This window comes from Pedobacter frigiditerrae, from assembly GCF_004331645.1.
GTDB lineage: Bacteria > Bacteroidota > Bacteroidia > Sphingobacteriales > Sphingobacteriaceae > Pedobacter > Pedobacter frigiditerrae.
On the sequence record NZ_SJSK01000001.1, the window covers coordinates 109,044 to 134,124 of the forward strand.

Genomic DNA, 25,081 nt, shown 5'->3' on the forward strand with positions numbered 1-25,081 from the left:
CTAAAGGGAACCCCACATTTTTTCAATAGATTTGTAGTCTAAATGAGCAGTTTCGATTATAAAAAGGCCTTAGCCGACATTCCGCACAAACCTGGTGTTTATCAGTACTTTGATACGGATGATTTGCTTATTTATATAGGCAAGGCTAAAGATTTACGAAACAGAGTAGGTTCTTATTTCAATCAAGACAACCAGTTTAACGGAAAAACGCGTGTACTGGTTTCTAAAATTAGAAGAATAAGTTTTACCATAGTTGATACAGAGATTGATGCCTGGCTACTGGAAAATAGCCTGATTAAAAAACACCAGCCTCGCTACAACATCATGTTGAAAGATGATAAAACTTATCCATGGATTATCATTAAAAAAGAACAGTTCCCACGTATTTATTGGACTAGGAAGTATGTTAAGGATGGTTCAACTTATTTTGGCCCTTATGCTTCTGTAGGAATGATGCACACCATCTTAGACTTAATAAAGGAGACTTATACTTTAAGAACTTGCAACCTTCCATTAACTCCTCAAAATATAAATGATGGCAAGTTTAAAGTTTGCCTAGAATATCAAATTGGTAATTGCAAAGGTCCTTGCCAAAATTATCAAACAAAAGAAGATTACGATCAAAACATTGATGAGATAAAAGACATTCTGAATGGTAAGATTGGGAATGTAATCCGTAGCGTTAATCAAGTTATAAAAACTGCATCCGAAGATTTAAACTTTGAATTAGCTCATTCCTATCAACGAAAGTTAGGTGTTTTAGAAAAGTATCAAAGTAAATCTACAGTTGTAAATAGTGCCATCACCAATATTGATGTGGTAAGCATTGCATCTGATGAGCGATATGCTTTTGTGAATTACCTAAAAGTGATGAATGGAAGCATTATTCAGACCCAAACCATTGAAATTAAAAAGCGCTTGGATGAAACTGACGAAGAGCTTTTAACCATCGCTATCACTGAATTTAGGACTAAATTTAAAAGCACCTCAAAAGAAATTGTTGTTCCATTTCCAATTTCATTGGTTGATGAGAACATAAAATTGATTGTTCCAAAGCTTGGAGAGAAAAAGAAGCTTTTAGAACTCTCTCAAAAGAATGTCTTATTCTTTAAAAAGGAGAAATTAAATCAATATGAAAAGCTAAATCCTGATTTAAGAACCGATCGTATTCTAAGTCAGATGCAAAAAGATCTGAGACTAACTCAATTACCTCAACACATAGAATGTTTTGACAACTCTAACTTTCAAGGCAAATACCCAGTATCTGCAATTGTAGTATTTAAGGATGCTAAACCAAGCAAAAAAGACTACCGCCACTTTAACGTAAAAACCGTTGAAGGCCCAAACGATTTTGCTACAATGGAAGAAGCGGTATATAGGCGATATAAACGAATGTTGGAAGAAGAAGGTACATTGCCTCAATTGATTATAATTGACGGTGGTAAAGGCCAATTATCATCAGCAGTAAGCAGTTTGAAGAAATTAGGTATTGACAAGAAAGTAACAGTAATCGGCATTGCCAAAAGATTAGAAGAATTGTATTATCCAGGCGATAGTTTCCCTTTATATTTAGATAAAAAATCGGAGACCTTAAAAGTTATCCAGCAATTGCGTGATGAGGCGCATCGTTTCGGAATTACATTTCACAGAAAGAAAAGAGATCAAGGCACACTTAAAACAGAATTAGAAATCATACCTGGCATTGGAAAAACTACGGCCGATAAGCTTTTAGTTAAATTTAAGTCTGTTAAAAGAATTAAAGAAGCCAAAGAAGAAGAGTTGGCTCAAGTTCTAAATAAAAAACAAATCGTCGCTTTAAACGACTATTTCAAGGCATAAAAAAACCCAATGTTTTCACATTGGGTTAACAAACCTCTTTAATAACTAGTATTCCCAAAGACCTTGCTCAAAATCAGCAATGTATTTTTTCCAACGCTCTGATTCCAGCAACTGATCTTTTGAGTTTGCCAAGTAGTCTTTAAATCTTTCATCAGCTGTATTAGAAACCTTAGTGATATTGCTGAAAAACAATCTTCTTACAAAAACATCATCAAAGTTAATTCCAGAGTTGTCATTGTTATTGTTTGCAACTTTAGTTTTTACCAAAATATGCCTTAGATCATCAAAATATAACCAGCCAACTGCAGGAGTTCCTAAAGTATCAACTTTTGGTTTTCCAGATACAGGATCTATTACTGGATTACCATTGTTATCTTGCGGGAAACTCAGTTGCATAATAACTGGGGCAACACCAACAATACGTGGTTCAAAGATCCCTCTTCTTATATCTAAAATCCAATCTTCCTTAATTCTTAAAGCGATAAAACGCGATTTAAAAAATTCGTTATCTGCTCTGTTCACTTCATTTGTAGCTGGATTAACACCTAAAAATGCACTATCAACAGCAGAATTAGAATTCGTTTTTGCAGCAGCATCTTTTTTCTGGCTAATTGGATCACCTTGGAAATCTTCATCATTAGGTGAATATAAATCCAGTTCCCCATCGTTAAGTGCCTTATAGATAACGCCTATTAAATTTACTTTTGGAGATGACATAATTTCGTTTCCGCGATCACGAAGATCAATTTCACGCCAAACCCTCTTTGTAAAGTAAACATCTTCCTTATTAACCACAGAATAAGGCACAACTGTATCTGCTACATTCTCTTCTCTAAAGATAAAACCATCTTTTTTTGGAAGTTTTTTCTTTGGAACAACTGTATTACCTACTGGTGGATTACCAGGAGTTTGAGCAAAGGCAAAAACCGTAGCTAAAACAAATATGGAAAGAAAGAGTATTTTTTTCATGGTATCTTAATTTACGACAAATGACATCGAGTTCAATGTCGGCGTACGTCCATCCGGCATTTGAGCTTGTACATTATCAATTATTATTCTAGAGTTAAAAGGTAAGTTAGCCATTGCTGCTTTTGCTGCACCACTAAATGTATCACCAGTACAATAGATAGTTTGAGGTTCTTGCCTAGGTTTAATAATTACCAAAGTGAACTTAGTAACCCTAACTTTTACATCAAATTCAAAATTATCAATAGTTGCGTTAATTGTTTCAGATGGGACCCTACTTCCTGAAATAATACCTCCAGTTTTACCTGAGATCCTAGCCATTGGATTGGGAATTGGTTTTACTCTAAAAGCATTACTACCTAAGCCTAATGATTTTCCATCTACAGTTCCCGACACATTAATAGTAACTTGTTGTCCAACCATACTGCCCGGAACATTCACTATAAATTTACCAGCACCTCCAGACATAGAACCGCCTGAAATACTTGCTTTAATACTTTCTAAAGAAAAACCTGGAGCAGATACCGAAAATGGATTTGGAATACCTGCGTAAATAACGTTAAGGTTAGTAGATGATACAGTTGCTGAAGGTTTAGCTACTTGATATGTGATTGGTTCGGTATCATAAGTTTTAATTTCTCCATCTGCTTGTTTAACTCGAATTGTACCTTTCCAAGTAAATGAACCAACACTTCCAGTACCACCAGTATATGTTCCTACCCCATCCTTTACAGCTAGAGAACTTCCCCCAACTGTAATACTTGGGTTAGATTTAGAATCACTAGCAGTTAAGAATACTTCCGCTTTATAAGGCTGACCTTGAATTACATAGCTACTAGAAGGAACAGCGACTGCTTTAAATTTATCTAAAGTCATTTGAGTCGGATTTAACTCACCAAAGATTTTTTTAACAACTTCGGCTTCTGCATTTTGCAAATCAGCTTGAATTTTAGTTAAAATAGTATTGGCAGCTGTTAGTGGTGTTCCCTCACCAAAGTTAATATCTTCCCAATTGCTTTTTCCACTCACAGCTTTTTTAGGATCTAATGCTTCTAATGAGAATGAAACATTTCCTCTATCTTTTGGATCAAGCAAGGCAATTAATTTAGCTCTTGTTTCATTAATTTTAGCTTTTAGCTTTTCTCCTTCTTTTTGATTAATCATGATTTGTTGAGCAATATCCATATTATCTCTCAACATTAAGTCGCCGGTTTCAGGGTTTATCCCCTCTCCTTTGTCCAAAAACTCATCTTTTAATCTCTGAATATTCTTATTCAATTCATCAGCATAACTTTTAGCCTTTTGTGCCTTATCCCAAAGAGGTTGTGCACGTTCAGGCTTATTTTTTAGTTCCGTATCCCGGAATGAGTTAAAAAGCTGATCTAAGCTAGAGCTTACATTAGTTTTAGAAGCATCTAAACTATCATTAATATTCTTAAAAGCATTTAAGATTGTATCTGAAACGTTTAAGGCAAGCATAGCTAATAATACCAGATACATGATATTGATCATCTTCTGCCTTGTCGTTTCTTTTCCTCCAGCCATGTTTAATTAATTTTGCGTTTACGATTAATATAATTTGAAATTAATTAAATACGAGGTTGGTTCATGGCGGTTAACATATTGCCATAAATTGCGTTTAAAGACGCTAAATTCTTAGCCAATTTACCAACTTCTTCCTTGAACTGTTTCGAATCTTCCATAGATTCGTTAAAGTTGCCCATGGTTAAAGCAAGGTTTTGATAGAACTTATTCATCGATTTTAAGTGAGCGCTAGAATCTTGTAGTTCTAATTCATACACAGCATTTAAAGCAGATAGGTTTTTAGCTAGATTATTTACCTGATCATGGTAAGCTTTAGAGTCTACATTACTTTCACCCATCTCCACTAATTGAGCAGTTGCTTTACCAAAAGCAGAACTCAAATCATCAAAACTTGCCGAAGCAGTTTTTACTTTTCCAGTAAATTCATTTGTTGCAACAGCAGCATCAGTTACATTAGAAATGGTAGCCACTTTATCTCCGAAAGTACGTAATCCAGTACCTAAGCTTTCTATCAATTCAGGCCCAATTTTCGCATCTGAAAGCATTTTATCCAATGCTCCAGTTGAAGAAAAACCTGAAGAAGCAACTTGTTGTTGCTTAACAACTTTATTGGCTTCTACGCCGTCTCCCAATTCTGGATATACTTTTTCCCAAGGCAACTCTGGTTCTGGCGGAAAAAATCCTGTTAAAAAGAATAATATTGCTTCAACCCCTAATCCAATACCAATGAACCAGTTAGCTAATGGACCACCCAAGTGAAGAATTTTTGCTAAAGCTCCAATAATTACGATACTCGCACCCCATGAAATTGCTACGTGTAACCAGCCTGGTTGTTTTTTTGCCGCCATAATCTTTTAAAAGTTTGTTTTATTTTTTTGAGTTGAATTTTAATTTAAGGAATTACCAGGAAAATCAGACACACAACGGAAACCGATGTAAGATCTTGCCTTATCCTGATATTCATACGTACCAACAGAGTTTTGCAAAAATATACTCATGTCTTTCCATGATCCACCTCTTACCACTTTTGCTCCTTTTGCAGTACTCGTGTAGTTGGGGTTAAAATCTAGTAATAAAGCAGTTGCAGATTTATTATATGCAGTCACCGTCCACTCAGCAACATTACCAGCCATATTATATAAGCCATAATCATTTGGAAGATAAGCACGAGCATCAACAGTATACATACCTCCATCGTCAGATAAGTTACCCCTACCAACTTTAAAGTTTGCTTGTAGACATCCCTTTGTATTCATGATGTAAGGACCTCCCCATGGATATTTAGTTTTAGTCCTTCCACCTCTCGCTGCATATTCAAATTCTTGGTCTGTTGGCAGTCTATATTTTAATCTACTGTTTTCAGGGATTTTACGTGCAGCAGCTACATTCCTGTATAATCTTGTTCTCCAATTACAAAATGCAGTTGCTTGATCCCATGTAACGCCCACTACAGGATAACGATCATAAGATGGATGGTTAAAATAAGCTTCAACCATTGGATCATTTTGTGAATACGAATAGTCCAACTTCCAAACCATTGTATCTGGATAAACACTTATTGAAGCATGTTCATTTGTTTTTCCAGGAGTTGGATTATCCTTATAGCTTTGGATAAAATCTTGTCTACTCTTACTTGGATCATTTGCGCCAGCTGCAGCTAAATCAAGATCTAAATAACTGTAAGCATATTTTAATTTCCTAACATCAATTTCATTTTTACCAGGTAGCGCATCATTACCAGCATAATACATATTTTGTAACCTAGCTTTAAAGGCACTATTTCTTCCCCAAAGCACATTTCCATTACCAACAGTTCTCCAGTTGATATCCTGTTGAGATGTAGTTACAGCAGGTCCGCCGGCAGTAGCTGCAGGAACAGGTTTAAAAAGTGTTGGCGCACCAGATGGGCCTAATGAATAAACTGCAACAGAGTCTCTAACCCAATTTACAAACTGCCTGTATTCTGCATTTGTAATCTCGGTTTGGTCCATATAAAAAGCACTGAATGATGTCATTCTAGCTTGATTTCCTGAATAGAAACTCATATCCTCATCAGATGTGCCTATTAATGTTCTTCCTTGAGGAATAAAAACCATACCTAAAGGAATGGTCTTATTCTTGAACTTTCTATTGTATGCGCCTACTAATTCACCTTGAGTACCACCACCACCACAGCTAGCAAGAAATCCACAAACAATGAAAAAACTTAGAAGGTATATCTTTCTCATAAAATCAGTTAATGCAATATCTTTTTTATTTAATAGCAATTTTATCGAATATCCTTGATATAAACAATTATTTGGGCAAATAAAACCTCAACCATTTTATTCAAAATACTTTCTCGATTAAAACTTAATAACAAGTTATTGAAAATAAATCATTTATTGAAGTTTTTCACAAAAAAGAAAATGTGCCTTTTAAGCACATTTCTCTGTAAAAGACTGTTAAGTAACGTTAGAATCTTCTAAAAATTACTTATTAGATTTTTTTATATAATTTTCTATAGCCATAATCATAGATGGAGCTGCAGGACTAGGAGCAGCAATATCGACAATTAAACCAGCATCAGTAGCTGCTTTATTGGTATTTGAACCGAAGGCCGCAATACGAGTATTATTTTGCTTAAAGTCTGGAAAATTAATATATAATGATTGAATACTGGATGGGCTAAAGAAACCAATTACGTCATAAAAAACTTCAGCCAAATCAGACAAATCACTTACTACTGTTCTAAATAAAACAGCCTGAGTAAAATCATATCCATTTTTTTGCAAGAAGTTCATCGTGTCTTCCGTAGCGACATCAGAGCATGGGTACAAGAATTTCTCAGCAGCATGTTTCTTCAAAACTTCAGCTAAATCAGATGCAGTTTGCTTACCAAAAAATATCTTACGTTTTCTGTATTGGATATATTTCTGAAGATATAAAGCAGTTGATTCAGAAATACAAAAATACTTCAGCTCAGCAGGTACATCGTATCTCATTTCTTCACAAATTCTAAAAAAATGATCAACCGCATTACGGCTAGTAAAAACAACTGCTGTAAAATCAGCTAAATTGATTTTATCTTTTCTGAAATCTCTGGCAGGAACACCTTCAACATGAATAAAAGACCTAAAATCTATTTTCACATTATACTTTTTTGCCAGATCAAAATAGGGCGACTTCTCTGTTTCGGGTTTTGGTAAAGTGATCAGTATACTTTTTACTTTACGTAACCTATCTTCGTTCTTTTCCTGCATTTTAACTAATTACCTCTTAAAATCCTATTGCCTTGATTAATATTAATATAGGGCAAATTTCGAGGGTGCAAAAGTACAAAATTAAATACACTTTTGGAAACCTATAATTAGATAAAATATTTATCCCTGCCCTAATAAACTGAAAAATGAATATAACTATGATCAAAATAATCGCAATTGCAATGTATAACCGCCCACTTTTTAAGGGAGATAAGGCAAATGCGACCACTAATGGAATAAACAAAAGAGAAGTATTAAAGTAACTTAAATATAATATAGATACATATTCTCCAATCGGCTTTTGAATGTCAAAAATAAACCCTAACAATCTTAACAATACAATTTTTAGCACATACAACACTATGATGAGGGCAGAAACCGTAATAAAAAATTGAAACCCATTCTTAGCGTATTCTAATCCTTGATATTGAGCTACCAAGTAAAAAAACATCCCGATGGTAAAGCCAAATTGTACGAAAAGAAGTAAAAACGGCCATGAATTAAACAGATTATCTTCTTTATTTAAATTGCTTAATGCTCTATTACTAAAAAAAGATTCCACGATGGCAATGAGCTGTTTAGAAAAGGTATTTTTTAACACCGCAAACATCACCAGCAGGAGAGAGACAAAACCCAATACCCATATTTCGCCTCTTGGCAACACCTCTCCTTTTTGGCGAGGGTCATTACTAATTGTACTTAGCAAAAAATTTTCAATTAAAGTTTTAAAATCACCTTTCTCAAAACCAAAGCCCATTCTTAAGCTATCTGCAATTTGTGCTTTAGTTAGCGAATCTAGTGGTCGTAAATTTTGTGGAGTAATTGTATCAATCGGAGCAACAACTACAGAATCTAAACTATCAGTATAAAGGGCATTTTGTTGTAATGTATCCGATTCTAATTGAGTTTGATTTGCATTAAGGAGCAATACAAATCCTCCTAAAATAAAAAACACAAGCAATATTATCCTTTTATACATTCTTATTATGACGAAATCAATATCGTTTTCTGAACTGCAAATTTAAGCTTTATCTTTGGTTTTATATTAGGGCCTAAATTAATTTATCTTTGCGCAATGGCCGGCATCTACATTCACATCCCTTTCTGTAAAAAAGCATGTACTTATTGCGATTTTCATTTTACTACATCGCTTAAGCATGTTGATGAAATGACTGATGCCATTTGCACAGAAATAAGGCTAAAAAAAGATAGATTAAATGGACAACAAGTAGGAAGTATCTATTTTGGCGGGGGCACACCATCTGTTTTGCCATCTACTTCATTAGCAAAAATTTTCAATACACTTATTGATTGTTTCTCCATATCAGCCGATGCTGAAATTACCATTGAAACAAATCCAGATGACTTAGATTCGAAAAAAATCAGTGAATTGCGCCAGCTTCCTATTAACAGATTTAGCATAGGCATTCAATCTTTTTTTAATGAGGATTTGATTTGGATGAACAGGGCACACAATGCCGATGAAGCAGAAAGTTGTATAAAAAGAAGTCAGGACGCAGGTTTTGAGAATTTAAGCATTGATTTAATCTATGGATATCCTTTACTAACCGATGAGAAATGGTTGGCGAACATCAACAAAACCATCGAATTGCAAACCCCGCACATTTCTGCTTATTCACTAACAGTCGAAGCGAAGACTGCATTGGCAAATGCCATTCAAAAGGGAAAACAATTAGGGCTAAATGACGAGCAAAGTGTATCTCAGTTTTTAATATTAACTGAAAAATTGGCCAAGGCGGGCTTTGAACATTATGAAATCTCTAATTATAGCTTGTCAGGAAGATATGCCATTCATAACACAAATTACTGGAAAGGCATCCCCTATTTAGGTATTGGTCCATCAGCACACGGATTTGATGGCTTTAATAGATACATCAATATAGCTAATAATGCAAAGTACTTGAATTTATTAGCTGATAAAAAACTCGCGGAAACAGTTGAAGAATTGAGTGAAACCGACCGGTTTAATGAATATATCATGACTTCTCTTCGCACCACGTGGGGAACAAACTTGAATAAAATAGATGATGATTTTGGCAATCAGTTTTCAATCCAAGTTCAAAAAGACATTAAACCATTTCTAGCCAAAGGTCATTTAACGCTGACTGATAACATTATAAAATTAACAGAAGCTGGAAAATTATTTGCAGATGGCATTGCTGCCGAACTTTTCGCAGAAAACATAGATTAATTGTAATTGCATAATGAACGATAAAATTGTCTGGATTACTGGCGCATCTTCAGGAATTGGAGAAGCTTTAGTTTACTCGTATAATTCTCTAGGCGCAAAACTGATTATATCTTCACGCAATCGCGATGAACTTTTGAGAGTTAAATCTAACTGCACGGATAATATCAATATTCATATTTTACCTCTTGATTTAGAAGAAAATGAGTCCTTGCCTAGCAAAGCTGATGAAGCAATCCGCATTTTTGGAAGGATAGATATCTTAATTAATAGTGGCGGAATTAGCCAAAGAAGTTTAGCGCTCGAAACCGATTTAAAAACCGAGCAACGTTTTCTCGACATCAATTTTTGGGGAACAGTTATTTTAAGCAAAGCCATTTTACCACAAATGATAGCGCAAAATAGTGGAAGTATTGTTTGTGTAAGTAGCTTAGTAGGCAAATTCGGAACTAGATATCGCTCCGCTTATGCTGCTTCAAAACACGCCTTACACGGCTATTTTGATTCACTTCGCATTGAACTTGATAATTCAAATATTCAAATCATGTTAGCTTGCCCCGGTTTCATCAGAACAAATGTTACAATTAACGCTTTAACAGCCGATGGCTCTACACAAGGCACAATGGATGATGCCCAAGAAAATGGAATGTCGCCAGAAGAATGCGCCAAACAAATGATAAAGGCTATCAACGCTAAAAAGGAAGAAGTTTACATTGGCCGAAAGGAAACAAAAGGAGTATTACTTAAGCGTTTCTTTCCTAAATTATTTTCGAAAATTATACGTAAAGCTAAGGTGACTTAGTTCAGTTAATTTTTAATTATCTGTAAACCAAATGTTTAAAACTAAATTTTATTTTTTTCAATCCATAGGATTTTATTCTCCGTAAGTGCTTCATATCAAAACTAAATTATATGAAAAGAATATTCTTATCCCTATTTGTCATAGCAGCTATGGCATTCTCAAGTGAAGTTTACGCACAAAAAAATCCGATGGTTGGTGGTGCAGCAATGTATGCCAATAAAGATATTGTAGATAATGCAGTAAACTCTAAAGACCACACTACATTAGTTGCAGCGGTAAAAGCGGCAGGTCTTGTAGAAACATTAAAAAGCGCAGGACCATTTACCGTATTTGCACCAACTAATGATGCTTTTGCTAAACTACCGGCCGGAACTGTAGATATGTTGGTTAAACCTGAAAACAAAGCGACATTAACTACAATTTTGACCTACCATGTTGTTGCTGGTAAAATGGGCAGTAAAGAAATTGCTGCAGCAATTAAAGCTGGTGGTGGCAAAGCAGAATTAACAACTGTACAAGGCGGAAAATTATGGGCTTGGATGGAAGGAAAAAGTTTATTGCTTAAGGACGAAAAAGGTGGTACAAGTAAAGTAACTATCGCTGATGTTTTTCAAAGCAATGGTGTAATTCATGTAATTGACACTGTTCTAATGCCAAAATAAGCAGCAAACCGGCTTAATTTATTTGCTTATAAAAAAGCGTTTCGACCAATGGTCGAGACGCTTTTCTATTACTAGAATTTACATCGAATTATCATAGGCTTAACATTTATGAGATTAATCATATTTTTTTTAAATTTTAATTTACACTTTTGTATGTAATAGGTTGAAGAAGCGTTTTCTTTGCCTAAAATTTACTTTATTGCACATTATGAGCTTTATTTTAAAACCTGTTGACACTGTAGAAACCATTAGCCCAGAAGATTTTAAAAAAAATTACCTGGATCCAAGGAAACCATTAATTATTAAAGGATTAACTAAAGATTGGCCGGCTCGTGAGAAATGGACAACCGATTATTTAAAAGAAATTGGTGGCGATATAGAGGTGAATTTGGTGGACAATTCTAAAGCCGACCCAACCAAGCCAATCAACGCTTCTATAGCTAGCATGAAGTTTGGCGAATATTTAGATTTGATTAAAAGAGAACCTACCGAACTTCGTATTTTCTTCTTCAACTTGTTTAAACATGTACCAAGCTTAATCAACGACATTAAAATTCCTAAAGATTTAATGGGTGGTTTTATAGAAAGTATGCCAGCAATGTTTTTTGGCGGCTCTAACTCTGTTACTTTTTTACATTACGATATAGATTTACCACATCTTTTCCATACGCATTTTGGCGGAAGAAAACACATCATTCTATTTGATAATAAATGGAAAGAACGTTTATATTGTTTGCCAAATGCCACTTACGCTTTAGAAGATTATGATGTTGCCAATCCGGATTTCGAGAAATTCCCAGCTTTAAAAGGTGTAGAAGGTTATGAGGTTTTCTTAGAACATGGCGATACTTTATTTATGCCTACAGGGATGTGGCACTGGATGAAATATGTTGATGGTTCATTCTCATTAAGCTTAAGAGCTTGGGATGCATCTTTATCTAGAAAAGCTGCCAGTGTATTTAATTTAGCAATAAAAGGTGGTGTAGATAGTTTGATAAAAATGGTTTTCAAAAAATCTTATTCAGACTGGCGTGAAAAGAAAGCCGTTCAAATCGCTGAAAAAGCATTACGAAAAGGACTTCCAAGATAAATTATTTCTTTTTAAGTAAAACCCAATGCAGATCTGTAATCTATTGGGTCAAGCGTAAAAGTTGGGGAGAACCGATGCATATATCACTGATAGTTTCAACCCAAACAACTCTAGATCTAAACCCATAAGGCTATTATTCGACGCTTGGTTAAACGAAGGATGAACGTAAGATGAACGAAGGATGGACGTAGGATGGTACTACTACCACTAAGCCTAAACTACTACACTGCACTTCTCTAACTATAAAACCCCTCTGGAATTTAAGTATGGAGAAGAGTATGGGACCCTAGCTCCCCCAGATTTTATACTTCATCCAATCTTTCCTCATCAATCGGGTTTATTTTAGAAAGCTTTTATTCCAAAGGAACTCCCTTGAAGCTACTATTAAAATTCCTTGCCCCTAAATAGCAGTGTAACTTTGCACCTAAACCTTTAACGAACAACTCGTAACTAATTATTTGTATATTTCAGTTTTAAATGATAAAACTGAATGGCCAAAAGCTTTAAAATAAATCAACAAGTTAAAAAAGGCTTATATGCCGCCATTGTTGTGTTTTTAGCTTACACAATGATCTTCGGCTTCAGGAAATCATTTACGGTTGCTACGTTTGATGGATTAACTATAGCGGGTTACAGCTACAAAACGGTTTTGGTCATTAGCCAAATGTTAGGTTATCTATTGGCCAAGTTCTATGGCATTAAATATATTTCTGAGCTAAAAAGAACTGGCAGAGGGAAAATTATTTTAATGCTTACAGCAATAGCCTGGCTCAGTTGGTTGTTTTTTGCAATTACTCCTTTGCCCTATAACATTATCTTTCTTTTCATTAATGGCTTCCCATTAGGCATACTTTGGGGCGTAGTATTTTCTTATGTCGAAGGTCGAAGAAGTACCGATTTCATTGGTGCAACTTTAGCCGTTAGCTTTATTTTTGCAGCTGGTTTTGTGAAATCTGTAGGTGCCTGGTTAATGATTACTTATAAAATCTCAGAATTTTGGGTCCCTTTTTACACCGGACTTGTATTTTCTATCCCATTAATGCTTTTTGTTTATTTAATGGAAAAAATACCCGCTCCCAATGCAGACGACATAAATCATAGGGCTAACAGAATTCCAATGTCTGCAATTGACCGCAAAAAGTTTATTAAGGAGTTTTTAGGTGGTCTGGTTGCCTGTGTAATCATCTACTGCTTTGCAACCATCTTTAGAGACATTCGAGATAATTTTGGAGCAGAAATGTGGAAAGAAATGGGGTATTTTAATCAAGCTGCAATATTTTCTAAAACAGAAACGCCAATAACTTTAATTGTGCTATTACTTATTGGTAGTATGGTATTAATTAAAAACAATTTCCTTGCGTTAAAAATCGCTCACATTTTTATACTCATCGGATTTTTAATAGCTGGTACTTGTACAATATTATTCAAAGAAAACTACATCACTCCTATTTGGTGGATGACCTTTGTTGGTCTAGGTCTTTATATGGTCTATATCCCTTTTAATGCAATATTTTTCGATAGGCTCATTGCAACTTTTAAATATGCGAGCAATGTAGGGTTCTTAATTTATATAACTGATTCATTTGCCTATGTTGGCAGTATCGGTGTTTTATTAAGTAAGGAATTCTTTAAAATAAAACTAAACTGGGTCGAGTTTTTTTCGCAAAGTGTTGTGCTACTTTCCATTATTGGAAGTATTTTAACTTTATACTCTCTATACTACTTTACCAAAAAATACAGGAAATTAGTTAGCTAGAGTGGTCTACCACAACTTTCCAAAAACCATCAATTTTACGGAGTAACAAGGTGAAATAACCTTTCAGCTCTGCCTTTTCTTGTTTTACATTCCAGCTGCCCAAAACGAAAGCTTTGTCCTTTGTTAAAAATTCTACTTTTTTAATTCCGAAAGTTAAATAACCCATTGTTGCTTTATCTGGATAACCTTTTTTATAATTTTCTAAGGTTTTTTGCCAGCCATAAGTCGGCCCACTTTTACCAACAAACAATAAACTATCACTTTTCCAATAACCTTGCATATAAGCCTCAACATCTCCTTTGTTCCACTCTGCACGTTGTTTTTCCAAGACATTAAGTATGGCTTGTTTTTCTGTTGACTTTTGAGCTTTAACAGCAAAAGAAAAAGCGATTAGCACAAAAAATATGATTTTTTTCATCGCTAAATTTATACATTTAATCTATATGAAGAAAACCGTTGTTACAATTGGCGAAATTTTATGGGATGTTTTTCCAGAAGGTAAAAAGCCTGGTGGTTCATCTATGAATGTTGCTTTACATTTACATAAACAAGGTTTAATAACTCAATTCATTAGTGCCATAGCCGATGATAAAAATGGAAAAGACCTAATCGAATTTCTTGCTGAAAACAATTTTTCTACTTACTTAATTCAAGTTAATGAACTTCCAACTAGCACCGTTGAAGTAACATTAGACGAACAGCAGCAAGCAACCTATGAAATTGTAGAACCTGTAGCTTGGGATGCCATCGAACTTTCCGACAGCTTAATTTCAACTGTTCAAGCTGCTAATGCATTTGTGTATTGCAGTCTAACTTGTCGCAATGAGAAAAGCAAAAACACTATTCTATCATTGCTTAAATATGCAAAGCTGAAGGTTTTCGACATTAATCTTCGTGAACCTTTTTATACAATAGAAACGCTGAAATTATTATTGAATGAGGCTGATATTTTAAAAGTAAATGAACACGAATTGGTTTACTTAAAATCTGCTTTAAATTTATCAGGAAATACTGATGAACAACTGTTGAAACAATTGAGCAATCTATTTCAAATTAAAATTATCTGTTTAACTGTTGGCGAAAAGGGTGCTTATGTTTTACAGCAAGATAAACTTTATCATCACAAAGGTTACCAAGTTAAAGTTGCTGACACAGTTGGAGCAGGCGATTCATTTCTTGCCACTTTTATCTCAAGTTACTTAAATGGCTACCCGATGGACACCATATTGGATAGAGCTTGTAAAGTTGGTGCCTTTGTAGCTTCACAGGTCGGTGCTAATCCTGTTTACGGAGACGAAGTTTTTAATTAACTATTCTATGGTATTCCGTTAGTGCCAAAGGCATCCCTTTGGGAGGATTGTTAGGGTTTAGTGCTAGTTTTCCCGGCACCGCAGCGAAACGAAGCTCTGAAAAGCCCGACCCTTGCGTAGCTTTGGAAGCCTGCCTATCCGGCAGGCAGGCGCCCTACTCTGTTTTCAGTTGGCAGTCCCCAAGTAACAATTGGCGACCCCTATGCTTCTTTTCAGCTTTAGTCTTTCAGCCTTTAGCTTCCTCTAAATATGACATCAGGCTTAAAATACTCTAGTGCCAAACTTTTAACTTCGGAATATCGTTTATCATAAACATGAGAGGATTCCAATTTTCTAAATTCTTGCCTAATAAATTGCCTAAAGGTGGTTTTGATGAATTGCTGAAGCTTTTCACAGAACTGCTAAATTATACCGCAGGTGATGCCGGAGAAACTTTGGCCTGGATGAACGAGCTTGATAAGCAATATAAATTTACCAATAACGAATACGGGATGGGTAATTTTATTGATGACTTGAAAGACAAGGGATATCTGAAAGAGGAAAATGGCGAAGTAAAAATCACAGCAAAAACAGAGCAAACCATTCGTAAATCTGCATTGGAGGAAATTTTTGGCAAACTTAAAAAAGCTGGAAAGGGAAATCACAACAGTAACATCTCGGGAATTGGGGAAGAGAAAAATGCAGACAGAAGAGAGTATTCATTTGGTGATAGTTTAGACCAAATTGATATGACGGCGTCTATCCAAAATGCTCAAATTAATCATGGCATTGGCGATTTCACCTTAACTGATAGGGATTTAGAGGTTGAAGAAAAGGATTATAAAACACTCACTTCAACAGTATTGATGATTGATATTTCGCACTCCATGATTTTATATGGCGAGGATAGAATTACCCCAGCTAAAAAAACAGCAATGGCTTTAGCTGAGCTGATTAAAACAAAATACCCAAAAGACACTTTAGATATCGTGGTTTTTGGAAATGATGCTTGGCCTATTACCATTAAAGATTTACCATATTTACAGGTAGGCCCATATCATACTAATACTTTAGCAGGTTTAGAATTGGCAACTGATTTACTGCGAAGAAGAAAAACCCATAACAAGCAAATTTTTATGATTACCGATGGCAAGCCAACTTGCTTAAAAGAGAATGGTCGTTATTATAAAAATAGTATGGGCTTAGATAGAAAGGTAATTGGCAAAACCTTAAATATGGCTGCGCAATGTAAACGCTTAAATATTCCGATTACCACTTTTATGATTGCCCAAGACCCTTATTTACAACAATTTGTAAGGCAATTTACGCAAATTAATGGTGGCAGGGCATTTTACAGCTCATTAACTGGCTTGGGGGAATACATCTTTGAAGATTACATTAAGAATAGAAGAAAAACATTTAGGGGAAGCTGAAAGTCGAAAGCTAAAAGACCAAAGCGAAGAACCAACTAGAAAGTATTAAACTCAAATCTACCTTCGGACTTCCGTACCTCGGACTTTCGGACTAAAATATTATAGCATCTATGCAAGCAACTACACTAGGTCAATTAAAGGCCAGCAATTATAAATCACTAAGCGTAAAAGACGAATTAAGAAAGAACTTAATTACACAATTACAAAATAAGGAAGCAGGATTTGAAGGAATTTTAGGCTACGACGAAACCGTTATCCCTGAACTACAAACCGCAATTTTATCTCGCCATAATGTTTTGTTGTTGGGTTTACGCGGTCAGGCAAAAACTAGAATTGCTCGTTTAATGGTTAACTTATTAGATGAATATATTCCTTACGTAACAGGAAGTGAGATTTTTGACGACCCATTAAATCCAATCTCATGGTATGCTAAAAATGAAATTGCAACCAAAGGTGATGACACTGCTATATCATGGCAACACCGCAGCGAACGTTACACTGAAAAATTAGCGACACCAGATGTTACAGTTGCTGATTTAATTGGTGATGTAGATCCAATTAAAGCGGCTACATTGAAATTAACATATAATGATGAACGAGTAATCCATTTTGGCTTAATACCTAGGGCACATCGCAGTATTTTCGTGATTAATGAATTGCCAGACTTACAAGCTCGCATTCAAGTAGCCTTGTTTAACATGTTGCAAGAAAAAGATATTCAAATTCGTGGTTTTAAATTACGATTACCTTTAGATATTCAATTTGTATTTACAGCAAATCCAGAAGATTATACCAATCGTGGTAGCATTGTAACGCCATTAAAAGATAGGATTGAAAGTCAGATCTTAACCCACTATCCTAAAACGATTGAAATCTCTAGAAAGATTACTTTCCAAGAAGCCAAGTTAACTGCCGAGCAAAAATTAATTGAAGCTGACGGATTAGTTAAAGATTTGGTTGAACAAATTGCTTTTGAAGCTAGGAAGAGTGAATTTATTGACCAAAAATCTGGCGTATCTGCTCGCTTAACTATTTCTGCTTATGAGAATTTAATTAGCAATGCAGAACGAAGAATGTTAATCAATAATGAGCAATCTACTTTTGTGAGATTGGCAGATTTAAGCGGCATCATTCCGGCAGTAACTGGTAAAATAGAATTGGTTTACGAAGGTGAACTGGAAGGTCCTGCGAAAGTTGCGCATACTTTAATTGGAAAAGCCATTAAACATTTATTTGCAAGGTATTTCCCAGACCCAGAAAGAGCTAAGAAAAGCAAAACAGCTAATCCATATACCAAAATAACGGAATGGTTTACTGAGGGAAATACAATAGAAATAGCTGACGATTTAAAGTTAGCGCAATACAAACAAGCTTTAGTGGGAGTTGATGGATTACACGAATTGGTTCAAAAATTTCATCCTAAATTAAGCGAAAACCAAACTTTGTTATTGATGGAATTTGTATTACACGGATTAGCGGAATTTTCTCAGGTAAGCAAAAATTACTTAAATAGTGGTTTCGGTTTTGCAGATATGTTCGACAGCTTATTTAATGTTGATTTAGAAGATGAGGACGAAGATGATTTTAGATAAACTTGTAACTAAAACCTACTATTAGTTTCTAAAACCAATAATATCCACCATTCTTAAATTATGAGATTACTTGTTCTATCCATTCTTAGTTTACTTATACTGCTGTTAGATTTCTATTGCTACAAGGCAATAATTTCAGTTTTTAAAAAATGGTCGCCAAAAACCAAACTCGGTTTTGCAATCATTTGGTGGTCAATTAATATATTATTGATAATCGGTGTTTTTGCTGCTATTTTTCTTAATCTATTTTTAACTGCACGAGCAATTATTCTGGTTGCGTTCTTCTTGCTAACAGTTGGAAAAATTTTTATGCTCCCATTTCTCTTAATAGACGATTTAAGGAGATTTTTTATTAAATTAAAAAGACATAAAACTCCTATTAAAACTACTAAACAAACAATTGGAAGAGAACCCATTAGTCGTTCTTCTTTTTTAGTAAAAGCTGGTTTAGTTAGCGCAGCTGTCCCTTTAAGTTCGTTAAGTTGGGGTATTATTTCTGGCGCTTATGACTATCAAGTTAAACACGTAAAACTGATTTTACCCAATTTACCCAAAGCCTTTGATGGTATTAAAATGGGACAGATTTCTGACATTCACTCAGGTAGTTTTTACAACAAAACTGCTGTTAAAGGTGGTGTAGAAATGTTGTTAAAAGAGAAACCAGATTTCATCTTTTTTACAGGAGACTTAGTAAATAACTTAACGAATGAGGTAAAGGACTACCAAGATATATTCGCTAAAGTAAAAGCACCATTAGGTGTTTATTCATCTTTAGGAAATCACGATTATGGCGATTATTATTTTGGAAAGGAAAGTTCTCCTGCTAAGGTTAAAAACTTAGAAGATATGATTAAGGTTCATCAAATAATGGGTTATGATTTGCTGATGAATGAAAACAGGAGATTAAAAGTTGATGGAGAAGAAATAGGCATTTTAGGAATCGAAAATTGGGGAATGGGTCGTTTTCCAAAATATGGAAAAATGGAACAGGCTGTAAAAAACACAGGGGATTTGCCTGTTAACCTTTTATTATCTCATGACCCATCACACTGGCGTGGAGAAGTTTTAGAGAAATATCCACAGATAGATGCGATGTTCAGCGGGCATACACATGGGATGCAATTTGGTGTTCGATTAAAAGAAATGCAGTGGAGCCCTGTTCAATATATCTATAAAGAATGGGCGGGGCTTTACCAAGAAAAACATCAACAACTTTACGTAAATGTAGGTTACGGATTTTTAGGTTATCCTGGCCGTGTAGGAGTTTTACCAGAAATTACGATATTTGAATTGAAACGAGCTTAACTATCCATCTGCTAAATGATTAAAAAAGCATTCTTTTCTACCTTAGATTTCCTGCTTTTTAGCAATCTTTTTATTGCTTTTGGTGCTGTTGCGCAAGGTTTGGTTACTTATTACCTATTAAAAGTTCCCATTGACAAATATGTCCTGATGTTTGTCTTCTGCTCAACATTGTTAGTTTATAATTTGAGTATGCTATTGGCCAAACCGAAAGAGCCTCAAAAATCTCCTTTTAAAAGGGTAAGATGGATTTTCTCTCATCTTAGGCTAACTATATCCATTACCCTTATAGCAGCACTCTGCATCATCCCTATTGGCTTATGGTATTTGAGTTTTCAATCTCAACTATTAATGGGGTTTGTAGGGATTTTAGCTTTAGCTTATAATTTTCCTTTTTTAAAGTTGGATGATAAAAATATTGGATTAAGAAATATCCCTGGCATTAAATTATTCCTAATTGCGTTTGTATGGTCAACAAGCTGTGTGCTTTTGCCAATTGTACAAGTAGAAAGCACTTATGGAATTGCCGTTTCTTTAAGTGAAACTTTATTATTGGTTGCTAAACGTTTTTTATTCATTTGTGCCATTACTATCCCTTTTGACATTCGCGATTTATATCAAGACAAATTATATGAATTAAAAACAATCCCAGTAATGTTGGGCGAAAAAAAAGCCTGGATTTTCTGCCAAGCTTTATTAGGTACCTGTTTAATTTTACTTATTCTTTTTACAAAAAGCATCAATCTAGATGTTATTGGTTTGGCTTTAACCCTTTTCCTAACGGGATGGCTAATCTTTAAATCTAACTTAAAAAGAAACGAATATTATTACTTCTTCTTTTTAGATGGAACAATGATTTTGCAATTCTTGATTTTGTGGCTATTGCGATTCTTTTAAATATAGTTTTGTCATCCTGACAACGGAAGGATTTCATATAAAATCCCTTATGAGATTCTTCGCTGCACTCTGAATGACAAATCGATTATCCAGCATTAAATCGATATCCAATTCCTCTAACGGTTTGTAACAATTGAGGATTATCTGGATTAAGCTCTATCTTTTTACGCAATCTAACAATGTGCATATCCAGTGTACGGGTATTTACATCTGAATTATAACCCCAAACTACCAACATCAACTCATCACGGTTAATTACCTTATTAGGATTACGCAAGAAGTATAACAATATTCTGTTTTCTAATATCGTTAACTCAATCTTCTTGCCATCACGGAAAAGTGTATGAATATTTGGATGATGTTCCATATTCCCAAAACGATGAATCTCAGAACGATCATTGTTAATTAAGAATTTAACTTTGCTATCTAACATTGCCACTAAAACATCCATATTAAAAGGCTTTGTAACATAGTCTGATGCGCCAAAGTTATAAGCATCAATTTTATCTACATCTTGAGCTTTAGCGGTCATCATGATCACTAAACCTTCATAGCCATTTTTACGAACTTCTTCGCAAACTTCAGCTCCCTCTTTACCAGGCAGCATCCAATCTAATAACACAATATCTGGCTTTTCAGACATAATGGTATCTACAGCAGTAACACCATCACTATTCTCTAACACTGTATATCCTTCAGCTTGTAAACGATGAACTACTAAAAAGCGTAGGTTCTCGTCATCTTCAACTATCAGTATTTTAATTCCTTTCGACATATTTGTTTGTTTTAAGGTTGTAAAGTCTAAAGGTTGAAAAGTTGACTAGCAACATTACAACTTTACAACTTTACAACATTTCAATTATTATAGGGTAGTACAATTTTAAATTCTGTTCCTTTATCTACAACGCTCTTTACAGAGATTTCCCCATCCATAAAATTAACGAGTTCTTTACAGAAAGCCAAACCTAAACCAACACTTCCATTTTGATTATATCGGTTTTGAATGCGATAAAACTTTTTAAAGATATTATTTATTTCTGATGATGGAATACCAATACCTGTATCCTTAAATCTCAACACAACCCTATCTTTTATCATTCGAGCTGTAATGTGTAACTTCTTTTGTTTTGGAGGCGAATATTTGTAGGCATTTTCTGCTAAATTATCAAAAAGGCTACCTAGCAAAACTGGATCTGTAATAAAGGTTGTAAAACCAGAAGTTTCATAACTAATATCAAAATCTGGATGTTTTAAGGTATGAACCTCTATTGTACTTTCTATAAAATCAACTATATTAATCTCATCCTGGTTTAAAGTAATAGCTTTATTCTCTATCTGTGTAAATGCCAATAGTTTATTCATTAAACCGTTAAGCTTATCGGCCTCTTCATCTAAAATTCTACCGTACATCTTTTGTTCGCGTTCAGACAAACCCGATGAACTTTTGATATTATTCCCTGCAATTTTGATAACACTTACCGGTGTTTTAAATTCATGCGTTAAATTGGTTACAAAATCATACTGCAACTTAAACATCTTATGGTTAATATTTAAATTTCGGTAAATTAGAAAAGCAACCAAAACCAATACGCCATAAAACAACAACAACAATGCTGCAATTGGCAAGAAATAACTAAAAATCTCCTTTTTTACAAATGATTTAGCAGAGATAAAATAAAGCTTATAATCTGAAAATGGGCCTCCTAATGTAATTTCTCCAGTTATGTAATCGGAAGATGTATCTAATGGGTCATAGGTAACAGGTACAACGCTTATTTTTTCATAAAGCAGCGGCCTGGTATTTTTTATCTTTAACTTACTTGGGTCCAATTCAAAAGAAAGCATATCTTGCTGATAAACTGGATCAGAAGCTAGTTTTCCGGCAATCATCTTCTTGTAAACCTTTAAATCTTCAAAATTGGGAATATTGAAATAATCAATACGGTTAGACCTAATATTCGTAAAATTGCTAAATAGTTGTTCTTGAGTTGGAATTTTTGCAGTGTCTAATTTTTGAACGTAGGTAATTAATTTTAATGAGAGTTTATTAAAATCATCAATATCTGCATTATTAATTACGTCGTTTTCTCCAAATAATTTAATAGAATCTTTAGGTAAAGATCTTGCAAATTGAAATACACTTTTTGTACCAATTGAACAATCTCCATAACTTATTCCACTTTCCTCGTATTTAAGGTTTTTTACTTGAGCATCGTAAAAAACAACCTTTTCAACAAATGAGTATTGGAGTAAAATTGTATCCGTAAATTTTGATGCAGTTGCAGAATCTAAAAACCCGTTATAGTAAGAAATTTCTGGTAATTTATTTAAAAAGAAGTCATTATAAGGCTTAATACTTTCCTCCAAAACATTAGCTTTTGCTGAAACAAAATCGTTTTCAATATTCTTTTTGCTGAAGTTGTAGGCTAAAAAAAGCGAAAGCACAAAAATGATAGAGATTAAGCCTATAAAAATTACTATCAACGTAAAATTCTTGCGATAACCACTATCTTTTTCTGAAACCATTTTAATTTTAAAAGGTTATTTCTTTTTCAAATTACTTTCCAAGAATTGCTCTAAAGCGGTATAAACCTTCTGCCTACTTTCTTCTCTATTAGCCGAGAAAAAAGCATCATCTTTTTCAAGATAGGTTACGTTAATATTGCGTTTTTTTAATTCCTTAACAAATTGTATCGCATCATTTGAGTTAATTCTTGGGTCTTTAACATTCTGTGTAATAAAGATAGGGATGTTAATCTTATCTGCATGAAAAACTGGCGATGCTTGTCTCATATAGTCAAACTCAGTATCAGGGTTACCAACTATATCATAATACATCTGTAAATTAGATTTTAAAAATGGAGGTATAGATTTAATGTAACTTAATAAATTAAGCACCCCAGAATTTGAAGCTGCACATTTGTATAATTTCGGACTTTGTATAGCGCTATTTAAGGCAATAAATCCACCAAAACCATTTCCATAGATAGCAATTTTTTGAGGGTTGGCAATTTTTTCACTGATTAACCATTTCACCCCATCATCAATATCATCTTGTATTTTGCCACCCCATTGTTTAAAGCCAGCTGCATAAAAATTCTTTCCATAACCGGCAGAGCCTCTATAGTTAATTTGCAAAACAGCATAACCTCTATTTGCCAAAAACTGCACTTCTGCATTGTAGCCCCAAGTATTTCGCAGCCCAGGGCCGTTATGTGGCATAACAACAACTGGCAAATTCTTAGCATCCTTATTTAAAGGCAAGGTGAGATATCCATTAATCTTCATTCCATCTCTAGTAGAATAACTAATAGGTTTCATTTCGCACATTTGCTCTTCTTTAATTGAAGAATTAATATCACTCAGCTTTTTTATCTTCCCTGTACTTGCAATATATAAATAGTATGATCCTGGATTTCGGTCAGTAAACGTTCTAATTACAAATACATTTTCGTTTTTATCTCTATCTAAAATTCTCGACTCTGTTTGTGGCAACAATTCATCTATTTTTTGATAAAGTAACTTGGCCTCATTATCTAAATAGTGTTTCTCTTTTTTCCAAGTTTCGCAAACTACATAGGCTATTTTCCCCTTTTGTCTTGAGTATTGAGCATCAACGACATTCAAAGTATCATTGCCAAAAAGTATACTCTTCTCCTTGCCTGTAATACAATCTAATTCTACCAAAGCACTTTTATCCCTGTTAACATCAGATATTGCATAAATAATGTTGGGTTTGTCCTCAGCAAATGCGACAGGCATTAATGTTGTTCTAAAGTTAATTGTAAGTATGGCCTTAAATTTTTGGAATTCATTCTCACGATACCACAAAGTTTGATTTACACCATCGCTTGAAACCGCCATCCTTAATTTACCTTTTGAATCGGTCATCCAATTGGTAATATTACCCGGATTTTGAGCAGCCATTGACATATTTCCATCCCTTACATTTAAGCGATAAACATCAGATACAGTAGAGTCTCGCTGATTAGAAAGAATCAATAAAAATTTATCGTCTATCAATTGATCCTCTAAAACCCTAATCCTGCTTTTTGCATTGGAATTTAACTGCCTCTCATTTGCTCCCTGTTTATCAATAATAAATAAATCAGATTGAAATTTCTCTCCTGCTTTTTCCTTGTAATAAATTAATTCATTGTTACTTACCCAAGAGTAGAAGCTAATGTTTTTCTCTTTTAGATGGGTCAATTGTACTATTTTCCCAGTAGCAATATCCTCAACAAAAAGGTTTTGTTTCTTATTTTCCAATTTCAAATAAGAAATGCTTTTGCCATCCGGCGATATGCGATAGGTAGCCTTATCTTGCGACTTAAAAAAATCATTAACAGGAATAACCGCAACCTTTTCTTCCCTGTTACAGGCAAAAAGGAATGCGCTCAGCATCATAAATAGAAATTTCTTAGTAATCGTCATAGTTATAGTACCGTACAAAAATA

21 protein-coding genes are annotated in these 25,081 nt (G+C 34.4%); 11 read left to right on the plus strand and 10 right to left on the minus strand.

Features of this window, described 5'->3' with window-relative positions:
• The first annotated feature begins 42 nt into the window (after positions 1-42).
• A complete protein-coding gene (gene uvrC, locus EZ428_RS00485) occupies positions 43-1,839 on the plus strand; it encodes an excinuclease ABC subunit UvrC (protein ID WP_131551151.1) in 1,797 nt (598 codons plus the stop codon).
• 45 nt (positions 1,840-1,884) lie between these two features.
• Here uvrC and porN read toward each other — a convergent pair whose 3' ends face one another.
• From porN to EZ428_RS00515, 6 genes are all read right to left on the minus strand, one after another.
• A complete protein-coding gene (porN, locus tag EZ428_RS00490) occupies positions 1,885-2,808 on the minus strand; it encodes a type IX secretion system ring subunit PorN/GldN (protein WP_131551152.1) in 924 nt (307 codons plus the stop codon).
• 6 nt (positions 2,809-2,814) lie between these two features.
• Positions 2,815-4,350 (minus strand): type IX secretion system motor protein PorM/GldM, encoded by a 1,536-nt coding sequence (gene porM, locus EZ428_RS00495; protein ID WP_131551153.1) that lies wholly within the window; start codon positions 4,348-4,350, stop codon positions 2,815-2,817.
• A 44-nt stretch (positions 4,351-4,394) separates the two neighbouring features.
• Positions 4,395-5,198 carry a type IX secretion system motor protein PorL/GldL gene (gene porL, locus EZ428_RS00500; RefSeq protein ID WP_131551154.1) on the minus strand — a complete coding sequence of 268 codons (804 nt, stop codon included), beginning with the start codon at positions 5,196-5,198 and terminating at the stop codon, positions 4,395-4,397.
• A gap of 39 nt (positions 5,199-5,237) precedes the next feature.
• A complete protein-coding gene (gene porK, locus EZ428_RS00505; protein WP_131551155.1) occupies positions 5,238-6,578 on the minus strand; it encodes a T9SS ring complex lipoprotein PorK/GldK in 1,341 nt (446 codons plus the stop codon).
• A 243-nt stretch (positions 6,579-6,821) separates the two neighbouring features.
• A complete protein-coding gene (locus EZ428_RS00510) occupies positions 6,822-7,592 on the minus strand; it encodes a uroporphyrinogen-III synthase (RefSeq protein WP_131551156.1) in 771 nt (256 codons plus the stop codon).
• A 16-nt stretch (positions 7,593-7,608) separates the two neighbouring features.
• Positions 7,609-8,571, minus strand: coding sequence for a DUF4271 domain-containing protein (locus tag EZ428_RS00515; protein ID WP_131551157.1), 963 nt, complete (start codon positions 8,569-8,571; stop codon positions 7,609-7,611).
• A gap of 96 nt (positions 8,572-8,667) precedes the next feature.
• Between EZ428_RS00515 and hemW the strand changes: the two genes are divergently transcribed.
• From hemW to EZ428_RS00540, 5 genes are all read left to right on the plus strand, one after another.
• Entirely contained in the window at positions 8,668-9,804 is a 1,137-nt protein-coding gene (gene hemW, locus EZ428_RS00520) for a radical SAM family heme chaperone HemW (protein WP_131551158.1), read from the plus strand.
• A 13-nt stretch (positions 9,805-9,817) separates the two neighbouring features.
• Positions 9,818-10,603 (plus strand): SDR family oxidoreductase, encoded by a 786-nt coding sequence (locus EZ428_RS00525; protein WP_131551159.1) that lies wholly within the window; start codon positions 9,818-9,820, stop codon positions 10,601-10,603.
• A 110-nt stretch (positions 10,604-10,713) separates the two neighbouring features.
• Entirely contained in the window at positions 10,714-11,265 is a 552-nt protein-coding gene (locus EZ428_RS00530) for a fasciclin domain-containing protein (protein WP_131551160.1), read from the plus strand.
• A 208-nt stretch (positions 11,266-11,473) separates the two neighbouring features.
• Entirely contained in the window at positions 11,474-12,355 is an 882-nt protein-coding gene (locus EZ428_RS00535) for a cupin-like domain-containing protein (protein WP_131551161.1), read from the plus strand.
• A gap of 490 nt (positions 12,356-12,845) precedes the next feature.
• Positions 12,846-14,111 carry a DUF5690 family protein gene (locus tag EZ428_RS00540; RefSeq protein ID WP_131551162.1) on the plus strand — a complete coding sequence of 422 codons (1,266 nt, stop codon included), beginning with the start codon at positions 12,846-12,848 and terminating at the stop codon, positions 14,109-14,111.
• Here EZ428_RS00540 and EZ428_RS00545 read toward each other — a convergent pair.
• Positions 14,104-14,529 carry a YybH family protein gene (locus tag EZ428_RS00545; protein WP_131551163.1) on the minus strand — a complete coding sequence of 142 codons (426 nt, stop codon included), beginning with the start codon at positions 14,527-14,529 and terminating at the stop codon, positions 14,104-14,106. The genes EZ428_RS00540 and EZ428_RS00545 overlap by 8 nt on opposite strands.
• 25 nt (positions 14,530-14,554) lie before the next feature.
• On the opposite strand from EZ428_RS00545, the gene EZ428_RS00550 reads away from it, so the two are divergent.
• The 5 genes from EZ428_RS00550 (at position 14,555) to EZ428_RS00570 (ending at position 20,624) form a co-directional block, all read left to right on the plus strand.
• Positions 14,555-15,421 carry a carbohydrate kinase family protein gene (locus EZ428_RS00550; RefSeq protein WP_165501682.1) on the plus strand — a complete coding sequence of 289 codons (867 nt, stop codon included), beginning with the start codon at positions 14,555-14,557 and terminating at the stop codon, positions 15,419-15,421.
• A gap of 314 nt (positions 15,422-15,735) precedes the next feature.
• On the plus strand, positions 15,736-16,833 hold the full coding sequence (locus EZ428_RS00555) for a vWA domain-containing protein (RefSeq protein WP_131551165.1): 1,098 nt from the start codon (positions 15,736-15,738) through the stop codon (positions 16,831-16,833).
• Between the two features lie 110 nt (positions 16,834-16,943).
• Entirely contained in the window at positions 16,944-18,425 is a 1,482-nt protein-coding gene (locus EZ428_RS00560; RefSeq protein WP_131551166.1) for a P-loop NTPase family protein, read from the plus strand.
• A 60-nt stretch (positions 18,426-18,485) separates the two neighbouring features.
• Positions 18,486-19,730, plus strand: a complete 1,245-nt coding sequence (locus EZ428_RS00565) for a metallophosphoesterase (protein WP_131551167.1) — start codon at positions 18,486-18,488, stop codon at positions 19,728-19,730.
• Positions 19,731-19,745: 15 nt separating this feature from the next.
• A complete protein-coding gene (locus tag EZ428_RS00570) occupies positions 19,746-20,624 on the plus strand; it encodes a UbiA prenyltransferase family protein (protein ID WP_131551168.1) in 879 nt (292 codons plus the stop codon).
• A gap of 85 nt (positions 20,625-20,709) precedes the next feature.
• On the opposite strand, the gene EZ428_RS00575 is transcribed toward EZ428_RS00570, so the two are convergent.
• The 3 genes from EZ428_RS00575 to EZ428_RS00585 all read right to left on the minus strand — a co-directional run bounded on the left by EZ428_RS00575 (position 20,710) and on the right by EZ428_RS00585 (position 25,031).
• Entirely contained in the window at positions 20,710-21,399 is a 690-nt protein-coding gene (locus EZ428_RS00575) for a response regulator transcription factor (protein WP_131551169.1), read from the minus strand.
• Positions 21,400-21,479: 80 nt separating this feature from the next.
• Entirely contained in the window at positions 21,480-23,150 is a 1,671-nt protein-coding gene (locus EZ428_RS00580) for a sensor histidine kinase (RefSeq protein ID WP_131551170.1), read from the minus strand.
• 15 nt (positions 23,151-23,165) lie between these two features.
• Positions 23,166-25,031, minus strand: a complete 1,866-nt coding sequence (locus tag EZ428_RS00585; RefSeq protein WP_225870963.1) for a S9 family peptidase — start codon at positions 25,029-25,031, stop codon at positions 23,166-23,168.
• Between the last annotated feature and the right edge of the window lie 50 nt (positions 25,032-25,081).